The following is a 23,174-nucleotide window of genomic DNA, read 5'->3' on the forward strand; positions in this document are numbered from 1 at the left end:
GTATATGGCTAAAAACCGAAAACCCGAGGCAGACAGGCTACCGATCAGCCAACGCATTGACAGCCGTATGCCCAATCCCAAACGGCGCGAAATGAGTCCGACAGACTGGGCCGTCAAGGGTGAACTGATCCTGAACTGTTCATGCGATGTGTTCTGCCCGTGCGTTGTATCGCTGGGCGCGCACCCTCCGACCGAGGGGCATTGCCACGCATGGATGGGCGTCATTATCGACGAAGGCCATTATGAGGGCGAGGACCTGTCCGGCCTGAACGTGGGTTTGCTGGTAGATATTCCGGGCCGTATGGGAGAGGGCCAGTGGAAAGTCGCGGCCTACGTAGACGAGCGCGCCAGCGGCAAGGCCTATAACGGGCTGCTGCAAATCTTCAGCGGCCAAGCGGGTGGCACTACGGGCCTGTTCACCATGCTAGTGAGTGAGATCATCGGGGCCGAGCGGGCTCCGGTCCAGATCGAGCGTGACGGCAACAAGCGTCGGATCGTGATTGGCCGCAAGATTCAGGGTGAGATCGAAATGTTGGCTGGCAAGGACCCTGAGCACCCGGTGATGGTCTCGAACTCGAAATACTGGATGGGTCCCGACATTATTGTGGCACGCGGCACCAAGTCCAAGGTGCGCGATTATGGTCGTGTTTGGGATTTCGGCGGCAAGTCTGCGGAAATCTGCCCGATTGACTGGCACGGTCCGAAATGATGATCACCGGCGCCTATGCACAGGAAATGGCGCGGTATAACCGGTGGCAAAACAAGCAGTTATCGGGGTTTCTGCAAGCGTTGTCGGTTGAGAACCTGACCAAGGAGCGCGGTGCGTTCTTTGGCTCGATCATGGGGACGGCGAACCATCTGTTGTGGGGCAACTGGATCTGGGTCTCCCGCTTTGACAGGGGCGAAGGTCCGGGCGGAGGTATCCCCGAAAGCGTCTCGCTGTGTACCGATATGACCGCTTGGCTACCCCTGTGTGAAACCGTCGATGCCCGTATTTCGGATTGGGCCGGCTCACTGGAAGACGCGCCGCTGACCGGTGAATTCACTTGGTTTTCAGCGGCAAAAGAGACTGATGTTACATTGCCTTACGCGCAATGTGTGATCCACATGTTCAACCACCAGACCCATCATCGGGGACAGTTACACCAGATGCTGACCGAAACCGGATCGGCCGCGCCTGTCAGTGATCTGGTCTTTATGCCCAAGGAGGCTTGAATGCCGCAGATTTCCATGTCTCGCCGGTTGCGCCGGACTCCGTTTTCCGACGGGGTCGAGACCGCCGGGGTCAAAGGGTACACCGTTTATAACCGTATGTTGTTGCCGACGGTTTTTGAAAGCGTCGAGGCCGACTATCGCCATCTGAAGTCCCACGTTCAGGTGTGGGACGTCTCATGCGAGCGGCAGGTAGAGTTGCGCGGCCCGGATGCGGCGCGGCTGATGCAGATGCTGACCCCGCGCGACCTGCGGGGGATGTTACCGGGGCAGTGTTTTTATGTGCCCATCGTCGATGAAACCGGCGGGATGCTGAACGATCCGGTGGCGGTGAAATTGGCCGATGATCGCTGGTGGATTTCCATCGCGGACAGTGACCTGTTGCTGTGGGTCAAGGGCATCGCGAACGGGTATCGTCTGGACGTTTTGGTAGATGAGCCCGACGTGTCTCCGCTGGCCGTACAGGGACCCAAAGCGGACGAACTAATGTCCCGGGTCTTTGGCGACCGCGTACGCGATATCCGGTTCTTCAAGTTCGACATGTTCGAATTTCAGGGCCGCGATCTGGCGGTGGCGCGGTCGGGTTATTCCAAACAGGGCGGGTTCGAGATTTACGTTGAAGGCTCTGACATCGGGATGCCGCTGTGGAATGCTCTGTTCGCCGCGGGGGAGGACCTGGAGGTGCGTGCAGGCTGCCCCAATCTGATCGAACGGATCGAGGGCGGCTTGCTGTCCTATGGCAATGACATGACCGATGACAACACGCCGCATGAATGTGGTCTGGGCAAGTTCTGCAACACGCACACGGCCATCGGCTGTATTGGCCGCGATGCCTTGTTGCGTGTGGCCAAGGAAGGCCCCGTGCAACAGATCCGCCCGATTGCCATCGAGGGCGATGCCGTACCTCCCTGTGACCGCCCGTGGTCGGTTTTTGCGGATGGTAAACGTGTGGGGCAGGTAACGTCGGCGGCGTGGTCTCCGGACTTTTCGACAAATGTGTCTATTGGAATGTTACGGCTGAGCCATTGGGATGCCGGAACGGTCGTCGAGGTCGACACGCCGGACGGTATGCGCCGCGCAAAGGTTCAGGAGCGGTTCTGGATTTGAACGCGGCAGGGGGCGCTGCCCCCGTCGCTGCGCGACTCCCCCGGGATATTTTTGGCCAGGTGAAAATTGGGACCTGGTTTTAGAGAAAACGAAAGGAAATAAGATGTTCAACGCATTGGTCATGGAAAAGGACGAGGAAAGCGGGCTGGCCAGCCCGGTGGTGAAACAGCTTTCGTTGGATGAACTGCCTCAGGGTGAGGTCACGGTGGCCGTCGAGTACTCGACCGTGAATTACAAAGACGGTTTGTGCACCTCTCCCAACGGGGGTGGTCTGGTGCGCTCGTACCCGCATGTTCCTGGGATCGACTATGCCGGTACGGTCGAGGCGTCCTCGGACGATCGTTATAAGCCCGGCGACAAGGTGGTTCTGACCGGCTGGCGTGTGGGTGAGGCCCATTGGGGCGGTTACTCGCAAAAGGCAAACGCTCGGGCCGATTGGCTGGTGCCTCTGCCCGAGGGGCTGGATGCGCGGCAGGCGATGGCGGTGGGTACGGCCGGTTTCACGGCGATGCTGGCGGTGATGGCGCTGGAAGATCACGATATGCAGCCCGGCCATGGCCCGGTTCTGGTGACTGGGGCCGCGGGTGGTGTGGGCTCGGTGGCAACAGCCATTCTGGCCAATCTGGGCTATGAGGTTGCGGCCGTCACTGGGCGCCCGGAAACGGGTGACTACCTGAAATCTCTGGGTGCGACCACAATCGTTCCGCGCGAGGAACTGAACGAGACCACCAAACGCCCGCTGGAAAGCGAGACCTGGGCGGGTTGTATCGACGCGGTGGGGGGCGAGATGCTGGCGCGCGTGCTGGGTCAGATGAAATACGGCGCTTCGGTCGCCGCGGTTGGTCTGGCCGGCGGTGCGGGCCTGCCTGCAACGGTGATTCCGTTCCTGCTGCGTGGGGTCAATCTGCTGGGTATCGACAGCGTCATGCAGCCCTATGAAAACCGGGTGCGCGCCTGGCAGCGCATTGCAACGGACCTGCCCATGGGCAAGCTTGAAGCGATGGTTCACCCCGCAACCCTGGGTGATCTGCCGCAATTGGGTGCCGATATCCTGAAAGGTCAGGTCAAGGGCCGCGTCGTTGTTGACGTAAACGCCTGATCGGTAAGACGAACATCAAGACCGGTCGGTCCACGTGCCGATCGGTCTTTTTGTCTCTGAAACGCCCGGAAAATGCCGGAAACACCTCTGGCCATTGGCGCATTTCCGCATCATGATTGCTATACATCCCACCTGCGATGGCTTATGAGCCATGCAAACAGCACCTGAAGACGGGGAGTGAGCAGCATGTCTGACGATTTCGAACTGGATACCGATGATTTGAAACGGCGCATGGAAGGCGCCATGTCCAATCTCAGAACCGAATTTGCCTCGCTTCGAACCGGGCGGGCGTCGGCCTCGATGCTGGAGCCGGTCATGGTCGATGCGTATGGATCGATGACGCCGATCAATCAGGTAGGAACGGTCAATGTGCCCGAGCCGCGTATGGTCACGGTCAATGTCTGGGACAAAGGCCTGGTCGGCAAGGTCGAAAAGGCCATCCGTGAAAGCGGTCTTGGGATCAACCCGCAGCTGAACGGCACCATCATCATGCTGCCGATTCCCGAATTGAACGAAGAGCGCCGCCGTGAGCTGGGCAAGGTTGCCGGCCAATATGCCGAACACGCCCGCGTTTCGATCCGCAATGTTCGCCGCGACGGGATGGATCAAATTAAGAAGGCCAAGGCCGACGGCATGTCCGAGGACGATCAGAAGTTCTGGGAAACCGAAGTTCAGGACCTGACCGACGAGATGATCAAATCCGTTGACACCGCGCTTGAGACCAAGCAGGCCGAGATCATGCAGGTCTGAGATCGGGATATGCTCAACGCCCCACATACTGAGCCCGCGAACGGGCCGCGCCATGTCGCTATTATCATGGACGGGAACGGTCGCTGGGCGCAGGCACGCGGCCGGCCAAGGCTGTTCGGGCACCACGCCGGGGCGCGGCGGGTGCGCGAAGTGGTCGAGGCCTGCCCGGGGCTTGGGATCAAGTACCTGACGGTTTTTGCCTTCTCGACCGAGAACTGGAAACGGACCCAGGCCGAGGTCGCAGGGCTGATGAGCCTGTTTCGGCGCTACATCATTAAGGAGACCCGGACCCTGAAGAAAAACGGGATTCGGGTGCGCTTTATCGGGGATCGGGTGCGGCTTGATAAGAAGCTGACCGAGTTGATGGATACGCTGGAAGAGGAAACCAAGGATAACGACTTGGTTCATCTGACGGTTGCCTTGAATTATGGCGGGCGGGATGAGGTCGCGCGCGCCACCAAACGTCTGGCCCGTGACGTGGCCGAAGGGCATTTGCGTCCCGAAGACGTGGATGAAGAAACCCTACCCAAGTATTTGGACACGCACGTTCTTCCCGATCCTGATCTGGTCATTCGAACCAGTGGTGAGGCTCGGATTTCGAATTTCCTTCTGTGGCAATCAGCCTATTCTGAATATGAATTCATCGACACGTTGTGGCCCGACTTCACCGCGGCCGAGCTGGAGCGGCTGTGCCGCAACTTCGGGTCCCGTGAACGCCGCTTCGGAGCAGTTCCGGCATGAGTGACGGCCGATGGTCTGACCTGACCGCAAGAGTTCTTTCTGCGGCTGTGCTGGTCCTTGTCGGCTCTGTCGAAGTCTGGCTGGGCGGCTTGTGGTTCGAAGCCTTCATCGGGATCGCCTGTGGTCTGATGACCTGGGAACTGGTGCGGATGATTGATCCGGACAAAGCCGGGGCGGCCGTGCAGCTTGGTATTCTGACCGGGGTCGCGGTTCTGCTCAGCTATCATCTGCCGCCGCTTTACAAATTGCCGGTTCTGATTGCTCCGGCTTTGGTCGGGGCAGGGCAGATCAGCCGATCCAAGACGACCTATGCGCTGTTTGCGATCTGGATTGCAGCGGCTGGGTTGGGGTTCATCTCGATCCGCGAGAATATGGGCTTTGGCTGGATGGTCTGGCTGATCTCTGTGGTGGTCGCGACGGATGTGGCTGGATATTTCGTTGGAAAAACCCTTGGTGGTCCGAAATTCTGGCCCAGGGTCAGCCCCAAGAAGACATGGTCCGGCACCGCCGGCGGATGGGCTGCCGCGGCCATCGTTGGTGGCATGTTCGCCATCCATGCCGGGTTCGGTTTCATGTTTGTCGTGATCTCGGTGCTGGCGTCGATGGCCAGCCAAGCCGGTGACATCGTAGAAAGCGCAACCAAGCGGAAGTTTGGCGTGAAGGACAGCTCGAACCTGATCCCGGGCCATGGGGGCTTTCTGGACCGGTTCGATGGCATGATGGGCGCAGCCCTGTTTGTTCTGATCGCGGGCCTGATCTATTCCCCCGGGGGCATGTGATGCGCAAAGTCTCGATTTTTGGTGCAACCGGCTCGATCGGGCAGAACACCATTGATCTGATCGACCGGAATCCGTCAGCTTACGACGTTGTAGCGCTGACCGGTGGGGCGAATATCAAAAAACTGGCCGAAGATGCGCGCCGCCTGAATGCTGATGTAGCCGTGACCGCGCATGAGGATCGGCTTGAGGATCTGCGCGCCGCATTGTCCGGCAGCGGCGTCGAGGCCGTGGCGGGGCAGACGGCCTTGACCGAGGCCGCGGCGCGGCCAGTTGATTGGGTCATGTCTGCAATCGTTGGGGCGGCTGGCCTGCCGCCGGGGCTTGAGGCCTTGAAACAAGGCGCGACGTTGGCGCTGGCCAACAAGGAAACGCTGGTCTGCGCCGGGGCTTTGGTGTTGGAAACCGCGCGGAAGCATAACGCACGTCTCCTGCCGGTCGACAGCGAACATTCGGCGGTGTTTCAGGCTCTGGTCGGTGAGGATATGGACGCTGTCGAGCGGATCATCATCACCGCCAGCGGTGGCGCCTTCCGCGACTGGCCGCTGAGCGATCTGGCCAGTGCCACGGTCGAGCAGGCCTCGAACCATCCGAACTGGAACATGGGACAGCGGATCACAATCGACAGCGCTTCGATGTTCAACAAGGCGCTGGAGCTGATTGAAACCAAAGAGTTCTTTGGCGTCTCACCAGATCAGATTGAAGTACTTGTCCATCCCGAATCCATCGTGCATTCGCTGGTCGGGTTCAATGACGGGGCGGTCATGGCGCATATGGGCGCGCCGGACATGCGTCACGCGATCGGCTATGCTTTGCACTGGCCCGAACGGCGCGACCTGCCGGTCGAACGCCTGAACCTTGCCAAACTGGGCCAGTTGCGGTTTCAGGAACCGGACGAAGCACGCTATCCGGCCTTGCGTCTGGCCCGCAATGTGATGCAGCGGGGCGGCCTGTTTGGTGCCGTCTTCAACGCCGCCAAGGAGCGCGCCCTGGATCACTTTATCGCGCGTCGTGTCGGCTTTCTTGAGATGGCTGATATTGTTGAAACCGTTCTGAACAGATTCGAGGTTGCAGACGGCCTTCTTGATGCCGCATTAGACCTTGATAACGTGCTGCAAACGGACCATTTGGCACGTAAGTGGGCCGACGAGGCCGCCATCCAGTCAGCAGGATAAAAACTTGGACTTAATCTCTCTGATCCCTCAATTCGGCAACCTGCTGTATACCATCTTTGCCTTTGTGATTGCGCTGTCCGTTATTGTCGCGGTGCATGAATACGGCCACTATATCGTGGGTCGGTGGTCCGGCATCCATGCCGAGGTTTTCTCTATCGGGTTTGGTCCGGTGCTGTGGAGCCGGGTCGACAAGCGCGGCACCCGCTGGCAGATCGCCGCGCTGCCATTTGGCGGCTATGTCAAGTTTCTGGGCGATTCAAACGCCGCGTCCGGCAAGGACGAAGAGGCGATGCAGGAAATCACCAAGCAAAGCCCCGAAGAGCTGCGCCGTACCATGCATGGCGCGCCCCTGTGGGCGCGGGCAGCCACGGTTGCCGCAGGCCCGGCGTTCAACTTTGTGATGTCCATCCTGGTGTTCGGCCTGATTTTCTTTTCTCAGGGCGTGACCCGGGAACCTTTGACTGTTGGCAAGCTGTATCCTTTGCCCGGGACGGCACAGCAATTGCAGGACGGTGATGAGATCGTGGCCATCGCGGGCATCACGGTGCCTGATTTTGGTCAGCAGGGGGCCTGGTCCGATTTCACCGACGCGCTGCCGGTTGAGGCCGCGCTGGATTACACGGTAATCCGCGACGGGCAGACGATGGATGTGTCCGGCCCCTGGCTGTTTCCACCGCTGATCCAGCAGGTTGCTCCGCGTAGCGCCGCAATGGATATAGACCTCAAATCCGGCGATGTCATCACGGCGATCAACGGTGAGCCGGTTTTTGCCTTCGGACAGCTCAAGGAACATGTGGAAGGCTCGGACGGTAAGGTCCTGCTGCTGGATGTCTGGCGCGACGGGGCCGAGCTTGAATTCGCGCTGGCTCCCCGCCGCACCGACGAGCCGCAACCCGAAGGCGGATTCGTGACCCATTGGCGTATCGGAATCGTCGGTGGCATGGCTCTGGAGCCGGCAACGGAACCGGCGGGCCTTGTGGACTCGCTGTCCGGCGGCGTACAGCAGACCTGGCGTATCATTGACGGGTCGCTGTCAGGCGTCTGGCACATGATCACCGGCGCGATCAGTACCTGCAACATGTCCGGTCCTATCGGTATCGCCGAAACTTCGGGCGCAATGGCCAGTCAGGGAGCGCAGAGCTTTATCTTCTTCATCGCGGTTCTGTCGACCGCTGTTGGGCTGCTGAACCTGTTTCCGATTCCGGCGCTGGATGGCGGCCATCTGGTTTTCTACGCCTATGAAGCCGTCACGGGCAAACCGCCCAGCGACAAGGTTCTGGGGGTGCTGATGGGGGTCGGCGTATCACTGATCCTGGGGTTGATGATCTTTTCGCTGACGAATGACCTGTTCTGCTGATTGTGGCGCAGCGCGCATGGAAAAGCCGCAATTCCGCCTCAATTCGGGCGTAGGTTTCTGGCCGGAATGTTAACCGTGTCAGAGGTTGTGATGTCTAAAGCCCTGCGTAAATCAGCCGAAAGTGTTCGATACTTGTTCGTGTTGAACTGGGACATGCTGCTGTTTTTTGGCGCGACCGCAGTCGCGATGGGCGGTTGGGCCTACCTGATCACCATGTGATTCTCATCACCTGTTGTGAAAACCACACGAGGCGGCCCAAGCGGCCGCTTTCTTTTTTGGTCTTTTGACAAGAATTAATAATCTCGCTACTCAGCTATAAAGTCCAAAAAAAATTGGGTAGTGAAAAGTATGACTCATAGGCGAGGCGCGGGCACATCCTGCGGGGGACAAAAGCCGGAAAACAAGATTTTGTGGCGGTCACTAACGTTTATTTTCCTTCTGACATTGGTAAGTTTCCTGCCTGCACCGCAGGCAGCATGGGCGCAGACCTTTGTCATCAATTCCTTTGACGTCGAAGGCAACCGACGCATCGAAACTTCGACCATTATCGCACGAACCGGTATCGAACCGGGCCAGTCGGTAACCGCCGGTCAGTTGAACGATGCCTATCAGCGTTTGCTTGACAGTGGTGTTTTTGAGACAGTCGAACTGACCCCGCGCGGCAATACGCTGCTGATCGAGGTCGAGGAATATCCGACCATCAACCAGATCAGCATCGAGGGGAACCAGCGGGTCAAGGATGACGTGCTGCTCGAGGCGATCACCTCGCAGCCGCGGCGTGTTTTCACGCCCCAGGTTGCGGAAACGGACGCGGATCTGATCGCCGAAATCTACTCGTCGCAAGGGCGGGTGTCTGCTACGGTCATCCCGCGCATCATCCGCCGCAGCGACAACCGGGTCGATCTGGTTTTCGAAGTCGCCGAAGGCACCACGATCGAGGTTGAGCGCGTCAGCTTTGTCGGCAACCGCGCTTATTCAGACCGCCGCCTGCGCCGGGTTCTGGAAACCAAGCAAGCCAACGTTCTGCGAACTTTCCTGCGCGGTGATACTTTCATTGCCGACCGGATCGAATTCGACAAGCAGGTCATTCGGGATTTCTATCTGTCCCGCGGCTATGTGGACTTCCGAATCAATAGCGCGAACGTCGAGTTCACCCGCGAACGGGACGCCTTTTTCCTGGTGATGAACATCACCGAAGGGCAGAAGTTCTCGTTCGGTCAAATCAGCACGGTCAGCGAAATTCCGGGCGTAGACCCGGCTCCGTACCAGGCTGCGCTGAAAATCCGGCCGGGCGTGATCTATTCGCCGTCTCTGGTGGAAAACTCGATTGCCCGGATGGAGCGATTGGGAATCAAGCAAGGAGTTGATTTTCTGCGGGTCGAACCGCGCGTCACCCGCAATGCGCGTGATCTGACGCTGAATGTTCAGTTTGTCCTGACCCGCGGACCGCGTATCTTTGTCGAGCGGATCGATATCGAAGGCAACACAACGACGCTGGACCGCGTGATCCGCCGTCAGTTCGACACGGTCGAAGGCGACCCCTTCAACCCGCGCGAAATCCGTCAGGCTGCCGAACGTATTCGTGCGCTGGGGTTCTTTGCGGTGGCGGATGTCGAGCCGCGTGAAGGGTCTACGCCCAGCCAGGTGATTGTGGACGTTGACGTCGAAGAGCAACCGACCGGCTCGCTGAGCCTAGGTGGTAGCTACTCGGTTTCCGACGGTTTCGGGATCGCGATCGGGCTGCGGGAAACCAACTTCCTTGGGCGCGGTCAGACGGTTGGACTGACCCTGTCGACTGCGCAGGATGCCGAGCAGTACACGCTGAACTTCACCGAACCCTATCTTTTGGGGCGCAAACTGCGCTTTGATCTGGGGCTTGGCCTGTCGTCGACCAACTCGAGCTTTGCCAGCTATGACACCGAGACACTGTTCTTTCGGCCCCAGCTGAGCTACGCCATTGGCGAGTTGTCGTCGCTGCGGTTGCGTTACGGTTGGGAAAACAGCGAAATGACCCAGCAGGATGATGAGGTCAACGGCGCTGTCATTTCTTCGGAAATCGACCAGGGGGAGCGTTCGACCAGTTCCTTGGGCGTGTCCTACGTATATGACAGCCGTCTCGGCGGTCTGAACCCGAACGCAGGTGTACTGTTCGAAGCCGGTATCGATGCGGCCGGTCTGGGTGGAGACAATGAGTTCTACAAGACCACCGCCCGCGGTATCGCCCAGACCCGCGTTTGGAACGAGGAGGTTGTGCTGCGTGCATCCCTCGAAGTGGGTGCGTTGCACTGGCGCGGCGATGACTTCAGCCGCACTATCGACCGCTTTGTTCTGGGACCGAACGTCTTCCGCGGGTTCGAGCCTGCGGGTATCGGCCCGCGCGATTTGTCGAACGGTCAGGATGACGCGATCGGGGGCAACTACTATTGGGTTGGACGTCTTGAATCGGACTTCCCGCTGGGCCTGCCCGAAGAGCTGGGTCTGCGCGGTGGCGTGTTCTATGACTTCGGTAACCTCTACAATCTCAATGACGTGAACACCGCAGGCGCGGACATCGTTGGCGAAGACGGCTCGATCCGTCACGTGATCGGTGTATCGGTTCTGTGGGAAACACCGTTCGGTCCGCTGCGTTTCAACTTCTCGAAAGCGTTGAAAAAAGAGGACTTCGACAAGGAGCAGAACTTTGACCTGACGGTTCAGGCCCGGTTCTGATCCTGAATGGTGAAACGTATGTTCATGAAACTGCAGGGCCCTTTTTGGGCCCTGTGTGCTTTTCTGGCCTTTGCCTGTGCAGCCCCGACCGTGGCGCAGCAACTGGGCGCACCGAAAAGCAGCGTTGTGACCCTGTCCAGCGAGCGGTTGTTTTCTGACTCGGCCTTTGGTCGGCGTATCCTGAGCGAGATCGAGGCCGAGGGTATCCTGCTGGGTGAGGAAAACGAACGGATCGTGGCCGAGCTGAGCCGGGAAGAAAAGCTTTTGACTGAACGCCGCGCCACCATGACAGCGGATGATTTCCGCCCGCTGGCCGATGCGTTTGACGAAAAGGTCCAATCCCACCGTGAAGGGCAGCGCGCCAAACTGGACGCTTTGGCGCGACGCAGTGAAGAGGCACGTCAAATGTTCTTTGAACTGGTGCAGCCGGTTTTGATTGATCTACTGCGCGAATCCGGCGCTTCGATTATCATTGAACGATCCAGCGTCTTTCTCAGCTCGGACCGTACCGACATCACCGATGCGGCCATCAGCCGGATCGACGCGGTGATCGGCGATGGCAGCTCTGTCGAAAGCGAGGCCAGCGAATAGGTTTGCTTGCCCTTACGGCGCGGTATTGCTACCACGCCGCAAACAGAAATCCATTACGGGACGACGACACTATGAGCACGGAAACCAAAAGCGCCGATATTCAGCTGATCCAGCGGATCTTGCCGCATCGCTATCCGTTTCTGCTGGTCGACAAGGTGGTTGATATCTCGGGCTATCAGTCGGCGGTTGGCATCAAGAACGTCACCATGAACGAGCCGCATTTCCAAGGCCATTTTCCGGGCACTCCGATCATGCCGGGCGTCACCATTGTCGAGGCGATGGCGCAAACCGCAGGCGTGATGCTGGGCGTCGGCATGGACGTGATCGACAGCGAACTGCTGATCTATTTCATGAATATCGACAAGTGCAAATTCCGCCGCAAGGTGATTCCGGGCGACGTGCTTGAGATGCATGTCGAAACCGTGCGCGGCAAGAAGGGCGGCAAGATTTTCAAGTTCAGCGGCAAAGCGACCGTTGAAGGCGAGATCGCGGCCGAGGCCGAATTCTCGGCCTATGTCGACTGGGACATGGAAAAAACAACATGAGCGGCATCCACCCAAGCGCAATTATCGAAGACGGTGCGCAGGTCGGTGAAGGCTGCATCATCGGGCCATTCTGCTATGTGGGTGCGCAGGTCAAGCTGGGCGAGCGGGTTGAGCTGAAATCGCATGTTGTCGTGACCGGGGATACCTCGGTTGGTGATGAAACCGTGATCTTCAACTTCTCGGTGATCGGAGAGATTCCGCAGGATCTGAAGTTCGGCGGCGAAGACACGCGGCTGGAGATCGGCAAGCGCAACCGCATCCGCGAGCATGTGACGGTGAACACCGGCACCGAAGGTGGTGGTGGTGTGACCCGGATCGGCGATGATTGCCTGCTGATGGCCGGTGTGCACGTGGCGCATGATGTACAGATCGGCAACCGGGTGATCATGGTGAACCATGCCGGTGCGGCCGGTCATTGTGTCATCGAGGACGACGTGATCGTCGGCGGCATCTCGGGGCTGCATCAATGGGTGCGCGTGGGTCGTGGTGCGATCATCGGCGCGCTGACGATGGTGGCCAATGATGTGATCCCTTACGGTCTGGTTCAGGCCCCTCGGGGTGAGTTGGACGGTCTGAATCTGGTGGGTCTCAAGCGGCGCGGTGTTTCGCGCGAGGATATCGCGGCCCTGCGGGCCGCGTTCCGCGAATTGTCTTCGGGCGAGGGGACGTTCATGGAGCGCGCTCATCGGGTGGGGGCCGAAAACGAAAGCGAATACGTGCAGCAGATCGTGGATTTCGTGACCGGAGAGTCGGATCGCTCTTTCCTGACACCGAGGAAGTAAACCGATGCTGGCGCTGATTGCTGGAACAGGTGCCTTGCCGGGCGAAGTGGTGCAACACCTTGCCGATCGTCCGGTGATCTGCGCGATGGAGGGGTTCACGCCCGACACTCTGACGGCAGATATCGTGTTTCCGCTGGAACAGCTGGGCAGTTTCATTGGTGATCTGAAAGCCCGTGGAGTGACCGGGATCTGCCTGGCAGGCGCGGTCCGGCGACCGGTGATTGATCCGTCGCGCATTGACGCGGCGACGATGCCGCTGGTGCCGGTGCTGCAACAGGCGCTCATGTCCGGCGATGACGGCGCCCTGCGTGCCGTGATCGGCATTTTCGAAGAATCCGGCCTGACCGTTCGCGCGGCCCATGAGATTGCACCCACGTTGCTGCCGCAGCTTGGATGCCTGACCGAAGCGCAACCGTCTGAGGCTGATCTGGCAGATGTGGATCGGGCCGCCGGTATCATGCGGGCCATGGGGGCCGCGGATATCGGGCAGGCCTGCGCCGTGTCCAAAGGGCAGGCACTGGCGGTCGAAAGCATCTTTGGCACCGACTGGATGCTGCAATCTCTGACCCAGCGGCCCGATGCCGGTGGCGGGGTTCTGTTCAAAGCCCCGAAACCCGATCAGGATCGTCGGGCGGACTTGCCGACCATCGGGCCGGGTACCGTTTCAGGTGCCGTAGCCGCTGGCCTCGCGGGTATAGTGATCGAAAAAGGCGGCGTGATCGTCTTGCAGCAGGATCGGGTCATTGATGAGTGCAACCGCCTTGGCCTGTTCCTCTACGTGCGCGAGCGGGCCAGCTGATGCGGGTGTTTCTGGTCGCCGGAGAACCGTCGGGCGACCGTTTGGGCGGCGCGCTGATGGAGGGGCTTCGAACCCTCGTTCCCGATGTGCAGTTTGACGGCGTTGGCGGGCCGTTGATGCAGGCACAGGGCTTGGAAAGCCGCTTTCCAATGTCCGAACTTTCGGTGATGGGGCTGGTCGAGGTTCTGCCCAAGTTCTTTCACCTCAAACGCCGGATTGCCGAGACCGCGAATGCGGTTCTGGACACGCAACCGGATGTACTGATCACCATAGACAGCCCCGATTTCTCACTGCGTGTGGCCAAGATCGTCAAGGCACAGAGCGATATTCGAACCGTGCATTACGTCGCCCCCAGTGTTTGGGCGTGGCGTCCGGGTCGGGCCGACAAGATGGCCAAGGTGATCGATCACGTTCTGGCGCTGCTGCCATTCGAGCCACCCTATATGGAACGCGCCGGCATGGAATGCGATTTCGTCGGCCACCCGGTTGCCACTGAGCCGGTCGCGACCAAAGACGATATCCGCACGTTCCGCGCCACCCATGATCTTGGCGACGCACCGATTTTATTGACGCTGCCCGGTTCGCGCAGGGGCGAGGTCGAGCGTCTGGCCCCGATCTTTGGCGCGGCGTTGCGGCGTTACCTGCAAGACCGGCCGGACGTGCGAGTCGTGGTGCCAGCGGTGGCGCATATGGTCGATACCGTTGCTCAACATGTGCAAAGCTGGCCGGGCAAACCGGTGGTGGTCGATCCGCGCAACATCCCCTCGGACCAAGCGGTTGCGCAAAAGCGGGCTGCCTTTGCAACGGCTGATCTGGCGCTGGCGGCGTCGGGGACCGTTTCGCTGGAATTGGCCGCGCAGGCAACGCCGATGGTGATTGCCTATAACCTCAACTGGCTTACGACCCGGATCGCCAAGCGCATGGTCAAGCTGGATACGGTGACGCTGGTCAATCTGGTGTCCGAGACCCGTACCGTTCCCGAATGTCTGCTGGACGACTGCCAGCCGGACAAGATCGCCGATGCCCTCTCACAAGTAGCTGTGCACCCGAATGCGCAGCGCGAGGCCATGGTGACAACGATGGAGCGTCTGGGACGCGGCGGCGAAGCGCCCGGACTGCGGGCGGCCAAAGCGGTTCTGTCCCGGATGAGCGCGTGATGCTGGACTTTGCGCTTTTTGGTCTGTCGGCCTTTATGGCTCAGATCATGACCAATCTGGACAATCTGGCGGCGCTTCTGGCGCTGACGGTGGTCTCGGGGGCAAAGCGGTCGATCTTTGGGTTCCTGATGGCACAGATGATCGTGATCGGTGCGGCGCTTTTGCTGGCGATGGGGGTCGAAGATGTGGTGCCGCATTGGGCCGGGTATCTGGGGGTGATCCCGCTGGGCCTTGGCATTCTGGCTCTGATCCGGAGGAAAAGCGGGAAAGAAACCGCGCCAAACCCCAACCTGGATACCGGAGCGTCGGTGATCATGGTCACGTTGCTGTTTATCAGCCTGTCAATGGACACCTTTGCGGTTCTGGCGCCGCTGTTGGCGGATTCAGCCCCCAGCTTTCGGACTGCGGGCGTGATCGGTGCAGTGTTTGCTGCGGCCAGTCTGGCCACGGTTGCTTTGCTTGGATCAAAAGCCCCGTTCATGAGCGGTGCTTTGGCCCGGCGGTTGGAGCGTCTGGTGCCCTATGTCATGATCTGCGCCGGGCTTTATATCCTCAGCAATTCGTGGACGGACGCGGTTTAGTAACCGCGCCAGATCCAGCCGCCGCCAAAGATGCGGCTGCCTTCCGAGGCATAGAAAACGCAGGCCTGACCGGGCGAAACACCTTCCTCGGGCGTCAGCAGTTCAACCTCGGCCGTGGTGTCGGACAGGGGCCGGATGATTGCCTCACGCGGGGGACGGGTCGAGCGGACCTTGACCGTCACATGCCACTCATCGCGCGAGGTGAACGGCTCGTCGCCCAGCCAGTTGATCTCACGCACCGGAATGGTGCGTGTGGCCAGCATGTCTTTGGGCCCAACGACGACCTGTTTCTTGTCGACGTCCAGCTTGACCACATAAAGCGGCTCGCTGAGGCCACCGATGCCCAGACCGCGGCGCTGCCCGATCGTGTAATGGATGACGCCGTTGTGATGCGCCAAGACACGGCCATCGGCGTGCACGATCTCACCGGGTTCCGCAGCACCAGGGCGCAGTTTCTCGATCACGCTGGCATAGTTGCCATCGGGAACGAAGCAGATGTCCTGACTGTCGGGCTTATCGGCCACGGCCAGCCCATATTGCGCCGCCATCTCGCGGGTGGCGTCTTTTGAGGGCAGGTGACCCAGAGGGAACCGCAGAAAGTCCAACTGCTCGGGCGTGGTCGAGAACAGGAAATAGGACTGATCCCGGTTCGCATCCTCGGCGCTGTGCAGTTCCGGGCCTTTGGGGCCCATCTTGCGCTGAATGTAGTGACCGGTAGCCATGCAGTCGGCCTCAAGGTCTTTGGCGGTTTCCAGCAGGTCCTTGAATTTCACCCGTTCGTTGCAGCGGATGCAAGGGACAGGAGTTGCGCCAGCCAGATAGCTGTCGGCAAACTCGTCGATCACCGCATCCTTGAAGATATTTTCGTAATCCAGAACGTAGTGCGGGAATCCACGTTCTTCGGCCACGCGGCGCGCGTCATGGATATCGATCCCCGCGCAACAGGCGCCTTTCTTGGCCAAGGCAGCCCCGTGGTCGTACAGTTGAAGCGTCACGCCCACCACGTCATAGCCCTCATCAGCCAAATGGGCGGCAACAACGGAACTGTCCACGCCGCCGGACATGGCCACAACCACCCGCGTTTCCGACGGGGGTTTGGCAAAGCCAAGCGAGTTCAGCGGTGTCTCGGTATCGAGGGCCATGACGATTCCAGTGCGGGTTAAGAAAGACCGGCAGAATATAGGAAAATTCTACACACTCTCAAGGGGCGGTTTCACCCTGCATTAAGTAGGCTGGTGTCAGCTTTGTCGCAGCACGAAGAGGACCGAGAGATGTATTTGCACAAAGTAGAAGGACCAAGGTCCGTAACCCTGCCGGATGGAACGGTTTTATCGCGCGCCGATCTGCCGCCAGAGGATACGACGCGATGGGTGGCCTCGCGCAAGGCGATTGTCGTTCGGGGCGTGATTTACGGGTTGATCACGCTGTCGGACGCCAAAAAGCGCTATGGGCTGAGTGATGAGGAGTTCAACGCATGGGTTTCGGCGGTTGCAGAGCACGGAACGGACGCTCTGAAGGTCACAGCGCTAAAAAAATATCGACAACCTAAAGATGAAAGTGAATAAACGATTCAACGGTAACGTCAGATTAACCATTTTTGAGCAGGCTCAATTTGAAATTGGTAAATTGACCGAATTGGAGCAGTAAATGCGTATACTTCTTGTCGAGGATGATCCGACCACGTCGAAAAGCATCGAGCTGATGCTGACGCACGCCAACCTCAACGTCTATGCAACGGACCTCGGCGAGGAAGGCATCGATCTGGCGAAACTTTACGATTACGATCTGATCCTGCTGGACCTGAACCTGCCGGACATGAACGGACATGAAGTGTTGCGCCAGTTGCGCATTGCGCGGGTGGAAACGCCGATTCTGATCCTGTCGGGCGCGGATGATACGGAAAGCAAGATCAAGGGTTTCGGTTTCGGTGCCGATGACTACATGACCAAACCGTTCCACCGCGAGGAACTGGTGGCCCGTATCCACGCCATCATCCGCCGCTCGAAAGGGCATTCGCAATCGATCATCCACACCGGACGTGTGGCCGTGAACCTGGACGCCAAAACGGTTGAGGTCGAAGGCAAGGCGGTGCATCTGACCGGCAAGGAATACCAGATGCTGGAACTGCTGAGCCTGCGCAAGGGCACGACGCTGACCAAAGAGATGTTTCTGAACCACCTCTATGGCGGCATGGATGAACCCGAGCTGAAGATCATCGACGTATTCATCTGCAAACTGCGCAAAAAGCTCAGCAATGCGACCGGCGGCGATAATTATATCGATACCGTTTGGGGCAGGGGCTATGTCCTGCGCGATCCGCAAAGCAACAGCGTTGACGAAACACGGATGGCCGTCGGCGCTTGAACTGAAAACGGTCGCCTGCGGTCCGGGGCAGCCTCCCTCACTCACTGAACAGCACATCTGGACCTGACCATGACCTCGCCCTATCACTGAGGTCCAAGAATACGTGACAGGGCGAGGCCATGAGCAAAGTGATTCCGGTATCTGACCTGACTGAAGAGGCCGCGCGGGCGGAACTGGCGCATTTGGCCGAGCAATTGTCTCGGGCAAACACGCAGTATCACACCCAAGACGCGCCCGATATTTCCGACGCAGACTATGATACGCTCAAACGTCGAAACGCCGAGATTGAAGCGCGTTTCCCGCAGTTGAAACGGGCCGACAGTCCCTCGGATCAAGTAGGTGCGCGCCCGGCTGACGGATTCACCAAAGTCACCCACGCCGTGCGCATGATGTCGCTGGGCAATGCGTTTGATAACGACGATGTTCAGGACTTTGATCGTTCGATCCGGAAGTACCTTGGGTTGAAAGAGACAGAGCCGTTGTCCTTCACCGCTGAGCCCAAGATTGACGGCTTGTCGCTGTCATTGCGGTATGAAAACGGAACGTTGGTTCAGGCCGCCACCCGCGGCGATGGCGAGGTCGGAGAAAACGTCACCGCCAATGCCCGGACAATTTCGGACATTCCTCAGTCCATCGCGGATGCACCTGAGGTTTTGGAAGTGCGTGGGGAGGTCTACATGTCGCATGAAGACTTTGATAAGCTGAACGCGCGGCAGGAAGAGGCCGGTGAAAAGCCCTTTGCCAACCCGCGAAACGCGGCGGCGGGGTCTTTGCGGCAGCTGGATTCGAAAGTCACGCGTTCGCGTCCGCTGAAGTTCTTCGCCTACGCGTGGGGCGAAGTCTCCGAACCGCTGTCGGACACCCAAATTGGTGCAATTGATCGGTTGCGCGCCTTTGGGTTTGCCACCAACCCGTTGACCCGGCTCTGTGAAGACACCGGGCAGATGTTGGACCACTATCGGGATATCGAGGTTCAGCGGTCAACGCTTGGCTATGACATCGACGGTGTTGTTTACAAAGTGAATGACCTGTCCTTGCAAGCGCGGCTGGGGTTCCGGTCCACGACCCCTCGCTGGGCGATCGCGCATAAGTTTCCGGCTGAACTGGCCTGGACCCGGCTGGAAGCGATTGACATTCAGGTTGGCCGGACCGGCGCGCTTAGCCCGGTAGCCCGTCTGCACCCGGTGACCGTCGGCGGAGTGGTCGTGTCGAACGCCACGCTGCATAACGAGGATTACATCGCTGGCCGCGATGCAAAGGGCGGTACGATTCGCGACGGCAAGGACATCCGCGTCGGCGATTGGGTGCAGGTCTACCGCGCCGGTGACGTGATCCCCAAACTGGCGGATGTGGACATTTCAAAGCGCCCCGATGGCGCCGCGCCTTTCGACTTTCCCACAACCTGCCCCGAATGCAGCAGCGATGCGGTGCGCGAAGAAGGTGACGCCGTCCGGCGCTGTACCGGAGGCATGATCTGTCCGGCGCAGGCGGTCGAAAAGCTCAGGCATTTTGTCTCGCGCAAGGCTTTCGACATCGAAGGCCTGGGCGCAAAACAGATCGAGATGTTCTATGACGACCCTGACCTGCCGGTCAGAACTCCGGTCGATATTTTCACTTTGCAGACGCGTGACGCAGCGAACTTGAACAAGCTGGCCAACCGCAAAGGGTGGGGTGCACAAAGTGTCGGCAACCTGTGGGCCGCGATTGATGAAAAGCGCAAGATACCGTTTGGTCGGTTGCTGTTTGCGTTGGGCATCCGGCATATGGGCGAGGCGGCTTCGAATCTGATTGCCACCCATTACGGCACTTGGCCCGACTTTGAAGGCGCAGTGACCGCCGCGGCTGGTTTCGAAGGGCCGGAGTGGGAAGATCTGCTTAGTGTTGATGGCGTTGGTGAAATCATGGCCCGCGCCCTCGTGTCTGCTTTCGCCCAAGAGGCTGAACGCGCCAGTATCGACGCGCTTGTTGCCCAATTGGAGGTTCAGGAGGCGAAACGCCCGGACACCACCGGCAGTCCGGTTGCGGGCAAGACCGTCGTCTTCACGGGCACGCTGGAAAAGATGACCCGTGCCGAAGCCAAGGCCCGCGCCGAGGCCTTGGGCGCCAAAGTCTCGGGCTCGGTCAGCAAAAAGACCGATATTCTGGTGGCTGGTCCGGGGGCAGGGTCCAAAGCGCAAAAGGCCGCTGATTTAGGGATTGAAACGCTGGATGAGGATGGCTGGCTGCAGCTGATCGGCACCGTATGAGCGGACGTCCCGAACAGTTATTCCCGTTGTTCGCGGGTCTTGAAACGCTGGACGGCGTGGGCCCGAAAACGGCGCAGGTTCTGACGCAGGCGGGCACGGACTCACCGCGTGACGTTTTGTTCGGCCTGCCGTATGCCGTCATTGACCGCAGGCGACGTGACACCATTCAGGGCGCCGATCTGCCCACAACCCTGACGGTCGAGGTGACCGTTGGCGCACACCGGCCACCCCGCAACAAGGGCGGCGCGTACCGGATTCATGTCGAGGATAGCCAAGCAGATTTCCAACTGGTGTTCTTCCATGCGCGCGGCGACTATTTGAAACGGGTTCTGCCGCAGGGTTCTCGTCGTGTGATCTCGGGCAAGCTTGAGCTGTTCGATGGCATGGCGCAGATGGTTCACCCAGATCACATACTGCCGGTGGAAGAGGCGCAAGACATTCTCGACTTTGAACCTGTGTATCATCTGACACAGGGGATCACGCAAAAGACGGCCTACAAGGCCGCGCGCAGTGCCTTGGCACGTGCGCCGGGCTTGAAGGAATGGATCGATCCAGCTCTGGTGTCGAAACAGGGGTGGTCAGATTGGTCTGCTGCAATTGCGGCGGCGCATAGTCCACAAGGGGCGGACGATGTTGCCGCTCATGCGCCCGCGCGCGAGCGTCTGGCTTATGATGAGCTTTTTGCGCATCAACTGACATTGGCTCTGGCGCGGCAGCGAGAACGGAAGGCCCGCGGCATTGTCAGTGTCGGAACCGGAACGTTGCAGGCCAAGGTACTGGCCAACCTTCCGTATCAGCCCACCGGCGCGCAGTTGCGGGCGATTGACGACATTGCTGGCGACATGGCCTCGGATGCGCGGATGAACCGGTTGCTGCAGGGTGACGTCGGCGCGGGAAAAACACTGGTGGCGTTCATGGCGCTGCTTGTCGCGGTCGAAGCGGGCGGGCAGGGTGTCATGATGGCCCCGACCGAGATTTTGGCCCGGCAACATCTGGAAGGGCTGCGGTCTTTGGCAGAAGAAGCCGGCGTTGTTCTGGATATTCTCACCGGCCGCGACAAAGGGGCTGAGCGCCGCGCCAAGCTGGCGGCACTGAAGAACGGCGATATTCACATTCTGGTCGGCACCCACGCCGTGTTCCAAAGCGATGTGGAGTTCCGCGCACTGCGCCTTGCCATCGTTGATGAACAACACCGGTTCGGTGTCAGGCAGCGAATGGAGTTGTCCGATAAAGGGCAGGGGGCGGATGTTTTGGTCATGACGGCCACGCCGATCCCCCGCAGCCTGGCGCTGGCGCAGTACGGCGATATGGATGTCTCCGTGCTTGATGAAAAACCGCCGGGTCGGAAACCGATCAAGACGGCCATTGTCAGCACCGAACGTATGGAAGAGGTCGTTTCTCATCTGCGCCGTGCCATCGACGAAGGGCGTCAGTGCTATTGGGTCTGTCCTCTGGTCGATGAGTCCGAGGTGTCGGATTTGACGGCGGCTGAGGAGCGGTTCAAACGCCTGCGCGCAATACTGGGCGAAGGCACGGTCGGGTTGGTGCATGGCCAAATGCCTTCGGCTGACAAAGATTCCGCGATGAAAGCGTTTCAGGAGGGGCAGACTAAGGTTCTGGTTGCCACGACGGTGATTGAGGTCGGAGTCAACGTTCCCAATGCCTCGATCATGGTGATCGAACGGGCCGAGATATTCGGCCTGGCGCAACTGCACCAACTTCGCGGCCGTGTTGGACGGGGCGAGGCGGATTCCACCTGTCTGCTGATGTACCAACCGCCGCTCAGCGAAGGCGGGCGGAAACGGCTAGAGGTGCTGCGCGAAACCGAAGACGGGTTTAGAATCTCGGAAACCGACCTGCAAATGCGCGGTGCGGGTGACCTGATCGGCACGGCGCAGTCCGGGCTGCCGAAATTCCGGATCGCGGATCTTGAACGGCAGGCCGGATTGATGGCCATTGCTCAAACCGACGCCCGCGCGCTGCTGTCGGCTGACCCGCAATTGAAATCGGACCGGGGTCAGGCGGCACGTGTTCTTTTATGGTTGATGAAACAGGATCAGGCAATCCGTTTGATTTCAGTGGGTTAGGGTCTTTGTTCCCGTAAGTTCACAAATGTTCTCAAAAAGTTCTTTACCGACTCGGTAAAATATGAGAACAAAAGGTCAACAAAGGATTAAAGCTCTGACCGGAGGTGAGACCATGCTGACCCAGATCAAGACCGCCATTAGCCGCTCGCAATCGACATTGGTGCAGGATGCTGTGGGGGCCGTGTCTTTGGTCGTTATGCTGATGGTCGCTCTTCACCTGCCGGGCACATTCTGACCCTTTCTGCCTGCGATCTCGTGCCGCTCATACCGCGCTGTCATCCCCATTTCAGTCAAGGGTGACCTGCCTGTCCCAATTCCCTTGAAGGGCCTGCCTCGGCCCTGCGCGGCTATCCGGACCCCACACGAGACACGCACAACCTGCCGCCGCCCTTTCCGCCCGGAAGGCGCGGCGGTTTTTTTTAAAGTTCACCCGTTTTGATGATCTCAATCATTGCCGACAGCACGGAATTGACCGCGACCGAAGCCAGGATCATCCCCATGACACGGCTGATGATGGCGGCACCCGAATACCGAATAAGGCGAATAATCGGGTCTGCCAGCAGCATCAAAACAAAGGCGATCAGCACCACAGACAGCATCACCAAGGCCGTAATGCCCTGATCTGCGGCACTGTACCGATTGTTGTCGGTCAGGATGACAATGGCCAACATCGCTCCCGGGGAGGCAAGGGAGGGAACTGCCAGAGGAAAGATGGCCGGGTTGGGTCGTTGCGACGGCCTTTCCAGCTCTTCCTCGGCTTCGTGTTGTTCGACGACCTGCTTGCTTTCGCCAAAGATCATCGTCAGCGCGAAGAGAAACAGAATGATACCGCCCGCGACCTGAAACGAGTTCAGGCCGATATCCAGTGCCTCGATTAGCAATTGACCAAAAATCAGAAAGAACAGGAGAACGCCGGCGCTGACCAGAGCGGCCAACAGAGCGGTTTTGCGGCGCGCAGACGCGGTCAGGGTGGCCGTGACCGCGATGAAAACGGGGATGGTGCCAATTGGATCGATAACGACCCAAAGGGTAACGAAATGCTCAAGCAGATTGTTCAAACCAGTCTCTCCCCCAAATTTCTGCTTAGGTTAGACGG

24 protein-coding genes are annotated in these 23,174 nt (G+C 59.3%); 22 read left to right on the plus strand and 2 right to left on the minus strand.

The features are described from left to right. Positions 1-4 precede the first annotated feature (4 nt). The 17 genes from ACOQFT_RS21510 to ACOQFT_RS21590 all read left to right on the plus strand — a co-directional run bounded on the left by ACOQFT_RS21510 (position 5) and on the right by ACOQFT_RS21590 (position 15,381). Positions 5-709, plus strand: coding sequence for a DUF1326 domain-containing protein (locus ACOQFT_RS21510; protein WP_421599872.1), 705 nt, complete (start codon positions 5-7; stop codon positions 707-709). After that, on the plus strand, positions 706-1,215 hold the full coding sequence (locus ACOQFT_RS21515; protein WP_421599873.1) for a DinB family protein: 510 nt from the start codon (positions 706-708) through the stop codon (positions 1,213-1,215). Before ACOQFT_RS21510 ends, ACOQFT_RS21515 begins: the two co-directional genes overlap by 4 nt. Then, on the plus strand, positions 1,216-2,319 hold the full coding sequence (locus ACOQFT_RS21520; RefSeq protein WP_421599874.1) for a dimethylsulfoniopropionate demethylase: 1,104 nt from the start codon (positions 1,216-1,218) through the stop codon (positions 2,317-2,319). Positions 2,320-2,422: 103 nt separating this feature from the next. Beyond that, on the plus strand, positions 2,423-3,418 hold the full coding sequence (gene acuI, locus ACOQFT_RS21525; RefSeq protein ID WP_421599875.1) for an acryloyl-CoA reductase: 996 nt from the start codon (positions 2,423-2,425) through the stop codon (positions 3,416-3,418). 186 nt (positions 3,419-3,604) lie between these two features. Next, positions 3,605-4,168 (plus strand): ribosome recycling factor, encoded by a 564-nt coding sequence (gene frr / locus ACOQFT_RS21530; protein ID WP_421599876.1) that lies wholly within the window; start codon positions 3,605-3,607, stop codon positions 4,166-4,168. A 9-nt stretch (positions 4,169-4,177) separates the two neighbouring features. Continuing rightward, on the plus strand, positions 4,178-4,909 hold the full coding sequence (locus tag ACOQFT_RS21535; protein ID WP_170398697.1) for an isoprenyl transferase: 732 nt from the start codon (positions 4,178-4,180) through the stop codon (positions 4,907-4,909). Then, positions 4,906-5,688, plus strand: a complete 783-nt coding sequence (locus ACOQFT_RS21540) for a phosphatidate cytidylyltransferase (RefSeq protein WP_421599877.1) — start codon at positions 4,906-4,908, stop codon at positions 5,686-5,688. Before ACOQFT_RS21535 ends, ACOQFT_RS21540 begins: the two co-directional genes overlap by 4 nt. Beyond that, complete coding sequence (gene dxr, locus ACOQFT_RS21545; RefSeq protein ID WP_421599878.1) at positions 5,688-6,860, plus strand: 1-deoxy-D-xylulose-5-phosphate reductoisomerase; 1,173 nt, start codon at positions 5,688-5,690, stop codon at positions 6,858-6,860. Before ACOQFT_RS21540 ends, dxr begins: the two co-directional genes overlap by 1 nt. Before the next feature lie 4 nt (positions 6,861-6,864). Then, entirely contained in the window at positions 6,865-8,217 is a 1,353-nt protein-coding gene (rseP, locus tag ACOQFT_RS21550) for an RIP metalloprotease RseP (RefSeq protein WP_421599879.1), read from the plus strand. A gap of 90 nt (positions 8,218-8,307) precedes the next feature. After that, positions 8,308-8,436, plus strand: coding sequence for a hypothetical protein (locus ACOQFT_RS21555; protein WP_421599880.1), 129 nt, complete (start codon positions 8,308-8,310; stop codon positions 8,434-8,436). Between the two features lie 129 nt (positions 8,437-8,565). Beyond that, entirely contained in the window at positions 8,566-10,926 is a 2,361-nt protein-coding gene (bamA, locus tag ACOQFT_RS21560; protein ID WP_421599881.1) for an outer membrane protein assembly factor BamA, read from the plus strand. Between the two features lie 18 nt (positions 10,927-10,944). Next, complete coding sequence (locus tag ACOQFT_RS21565; RefSeq protein ID WP_421599882.1) at positions 10,945-11,517, plus strand: OmpH family outer membrane protein; 573 nt, start codon at positions 10,945-10,947, stop codon at positions 11,515-11,517. A 71-nt stretch (positions 11,518-11,588) separates the two neighbouring features. Next, complete coding sequence (gene fabZ / locus ACOQFT_RS21570; RefSeq protein ID WP_170398715.1) at positions 11,589-12,062, plus strand: 3-hydroxyacyl-ACP dehydratase FabZ; 474 nt, start codon at positions 11,589-11,591, stop codon at positions 12,060-12,062. Then, positions 12,059-12,844 (plus strand): acyl-ACP--UDP-N-acetylglucosamine O-acyltransferase, encoded by a 786-nt coding sequence (gene lpxA, locus ACOQFT_RS21575; RefSeq protein WP_421599883.1) that lies wholly within the window; start codon positions 12,059-12,061, stop codon positions 12,842-12,844. Before fabZ ends, lpxA begins: the two co-directional genes overlap by 4 nt. Positions 12,845-12,848: 4 nt before the next feature. Further along, complete coding sequence (locus ACOQFT_RS21580; protein ID WP_421599884.1) at positions 12,849-13,643, plus strand: LpxI family protein; 795 nt, start codon at positions 12,849-12,851, stop codon at positions 13,641-13,643. Beyond that, positions 13,643-14,800: a lipid-A-disaccharide synthase gene (gene lpxB, locus ACOQFT_RS21585; RefSeq protein WP_421599885.1), complete on the plus strand. Its 1,158-nt coding sequence runs from the start codon at positions 13,643-13,645 to the stop codon at positions 14,798-14,800. Before ACOQFT_RS21580 ends, lpxB begins: the two co-directional genes overlap by 1 nt. Then, positions 14,800-15,381 (plus strand): cadmium resistance transporter, encoded by a 582-nt coding sequence (locus tag ACOQFT_RS21590; protein ID WP_421599886.1) that lies wholly within the window; start codon positions 14,800-14,802, stop codon positions 15,379-15,381. The genes lpxB and ACOQFT_RS21590 overlap by 1 nt, the downstream gene beginning before the upstream one ends. Here the strand turns inward: ACOQFT_RS21590 and mnmA are convergent. Continuing rightward, positions 15,378-16,523 carry a tRNA 2-thiouridine(34) synthase MnmA gene (gene mnmA / locus ACOQFT_RS21595; protein WP_421599887.1) on the minus strand — a complete coding sequence of 382 codons (1,146 nt, stop codon included), beginning with the start codon at positions 16,521-16,523 and terminating at the stop codon, positions 15,378-15,380. The genes ACOQFT_RS21590 and mnmA overlap by 4 nt on opposite strands. A gap of 129 nt (positions 16,524-16,652) precedes the next feature. Between mnmA and ACOQFT_RS21600 the strand changes: the two genes are divergently transcribed. From ACOQFT_RS21600 to ACOQFT_RS21620, 5 genes are all read left to right on the plus strand, one after another. Next, on the plus strand, positions 16,653-16,946 hold the full coding sequence (locus tag ACOQFT_RS21600; RefSeq protein ID WP_421600081.1) for a DUF1153 domain-containing protein: 294 nt from the start codon (positions 16,653-16,655) through the stop codon (positions 16,944-16,946). Between the two features lie 82 nt (positions 16,947-17,028). Further along, positions 17,029-17,745 carry a response regulator transcription factor CtrA gene (gene ctrA / locus ACOQFT_RS21605; protein WP_421599888.1) on the plus strand — a complete coding sequence of 239 codons (717 nt, stop codon included), beginning with the start codon at positions 17,029-17,031 and terminating at the stop codon, positions 17,743-17,745. Between the two features lie 119 nt (positions 17,746-17,864). Then, entirely contained in the window at positions 17,865-19,991 is a 2,127-nt protein-coding gene (ligA, locus tag ACOQFT_RS21610) for an NAD-dependent DNA ligase LigA (protein WP_421599889.1), read from the plus strand. Further along, the gene (gene recG / locus ACOQFT_RS21615; RefSeq protein WP_421599890.1) at positions 19,988-22,078 is read left to right on the plus strand and encodes an ATP-dependent DNA helicase RecG; all 2,091 of its coding nucleotides are present in this window, start codon (positions 19,988-19,990) and stop codon (positions 22,076-22,078) included. The genes ligA and recG overlap by 4 nt, the downstream gene beginning before the upstream one ends. Positions 22,079-22,190: 112 nt before the next feature. Beyond that, a complete protein-coding gene (locus ACOQFT_RS21620; protein WP_421599891.1) occupies positions 22,191-22,313 on the plus strand; it encodes a hypothetical protein in 123 nt (40 codons plus the stop codon). Positions 22,314-22,497: 184 nt separating this feature from the next. On the opposite strand, the gene ACOQFT_RS21625 is transcribed toward ACOQFT_RS21620, so the two are convergent. Then, positions 22,498-23,136 (minus strand): MarC family protein, encoded by a 639-nt coding sequence (locus ACOQFT_RS21625; protein WP_421599892.1) that lies wholly within the window; start codon positions 23,134-23,136, stop codon positions 22,498-22,500. Positions 23,137-23,174 lie beyond the last annotated feature (38 nt).

This window comes from Ruegeria sp. MALMAid1280, from assembly GCF_049195285.1.
Taxonomy (GTDB): Bacteria; Pseudomonadota; Alphaproteobacteria; order Rhodobacterales; family Rhodobacteraceae; genus Ruegeria.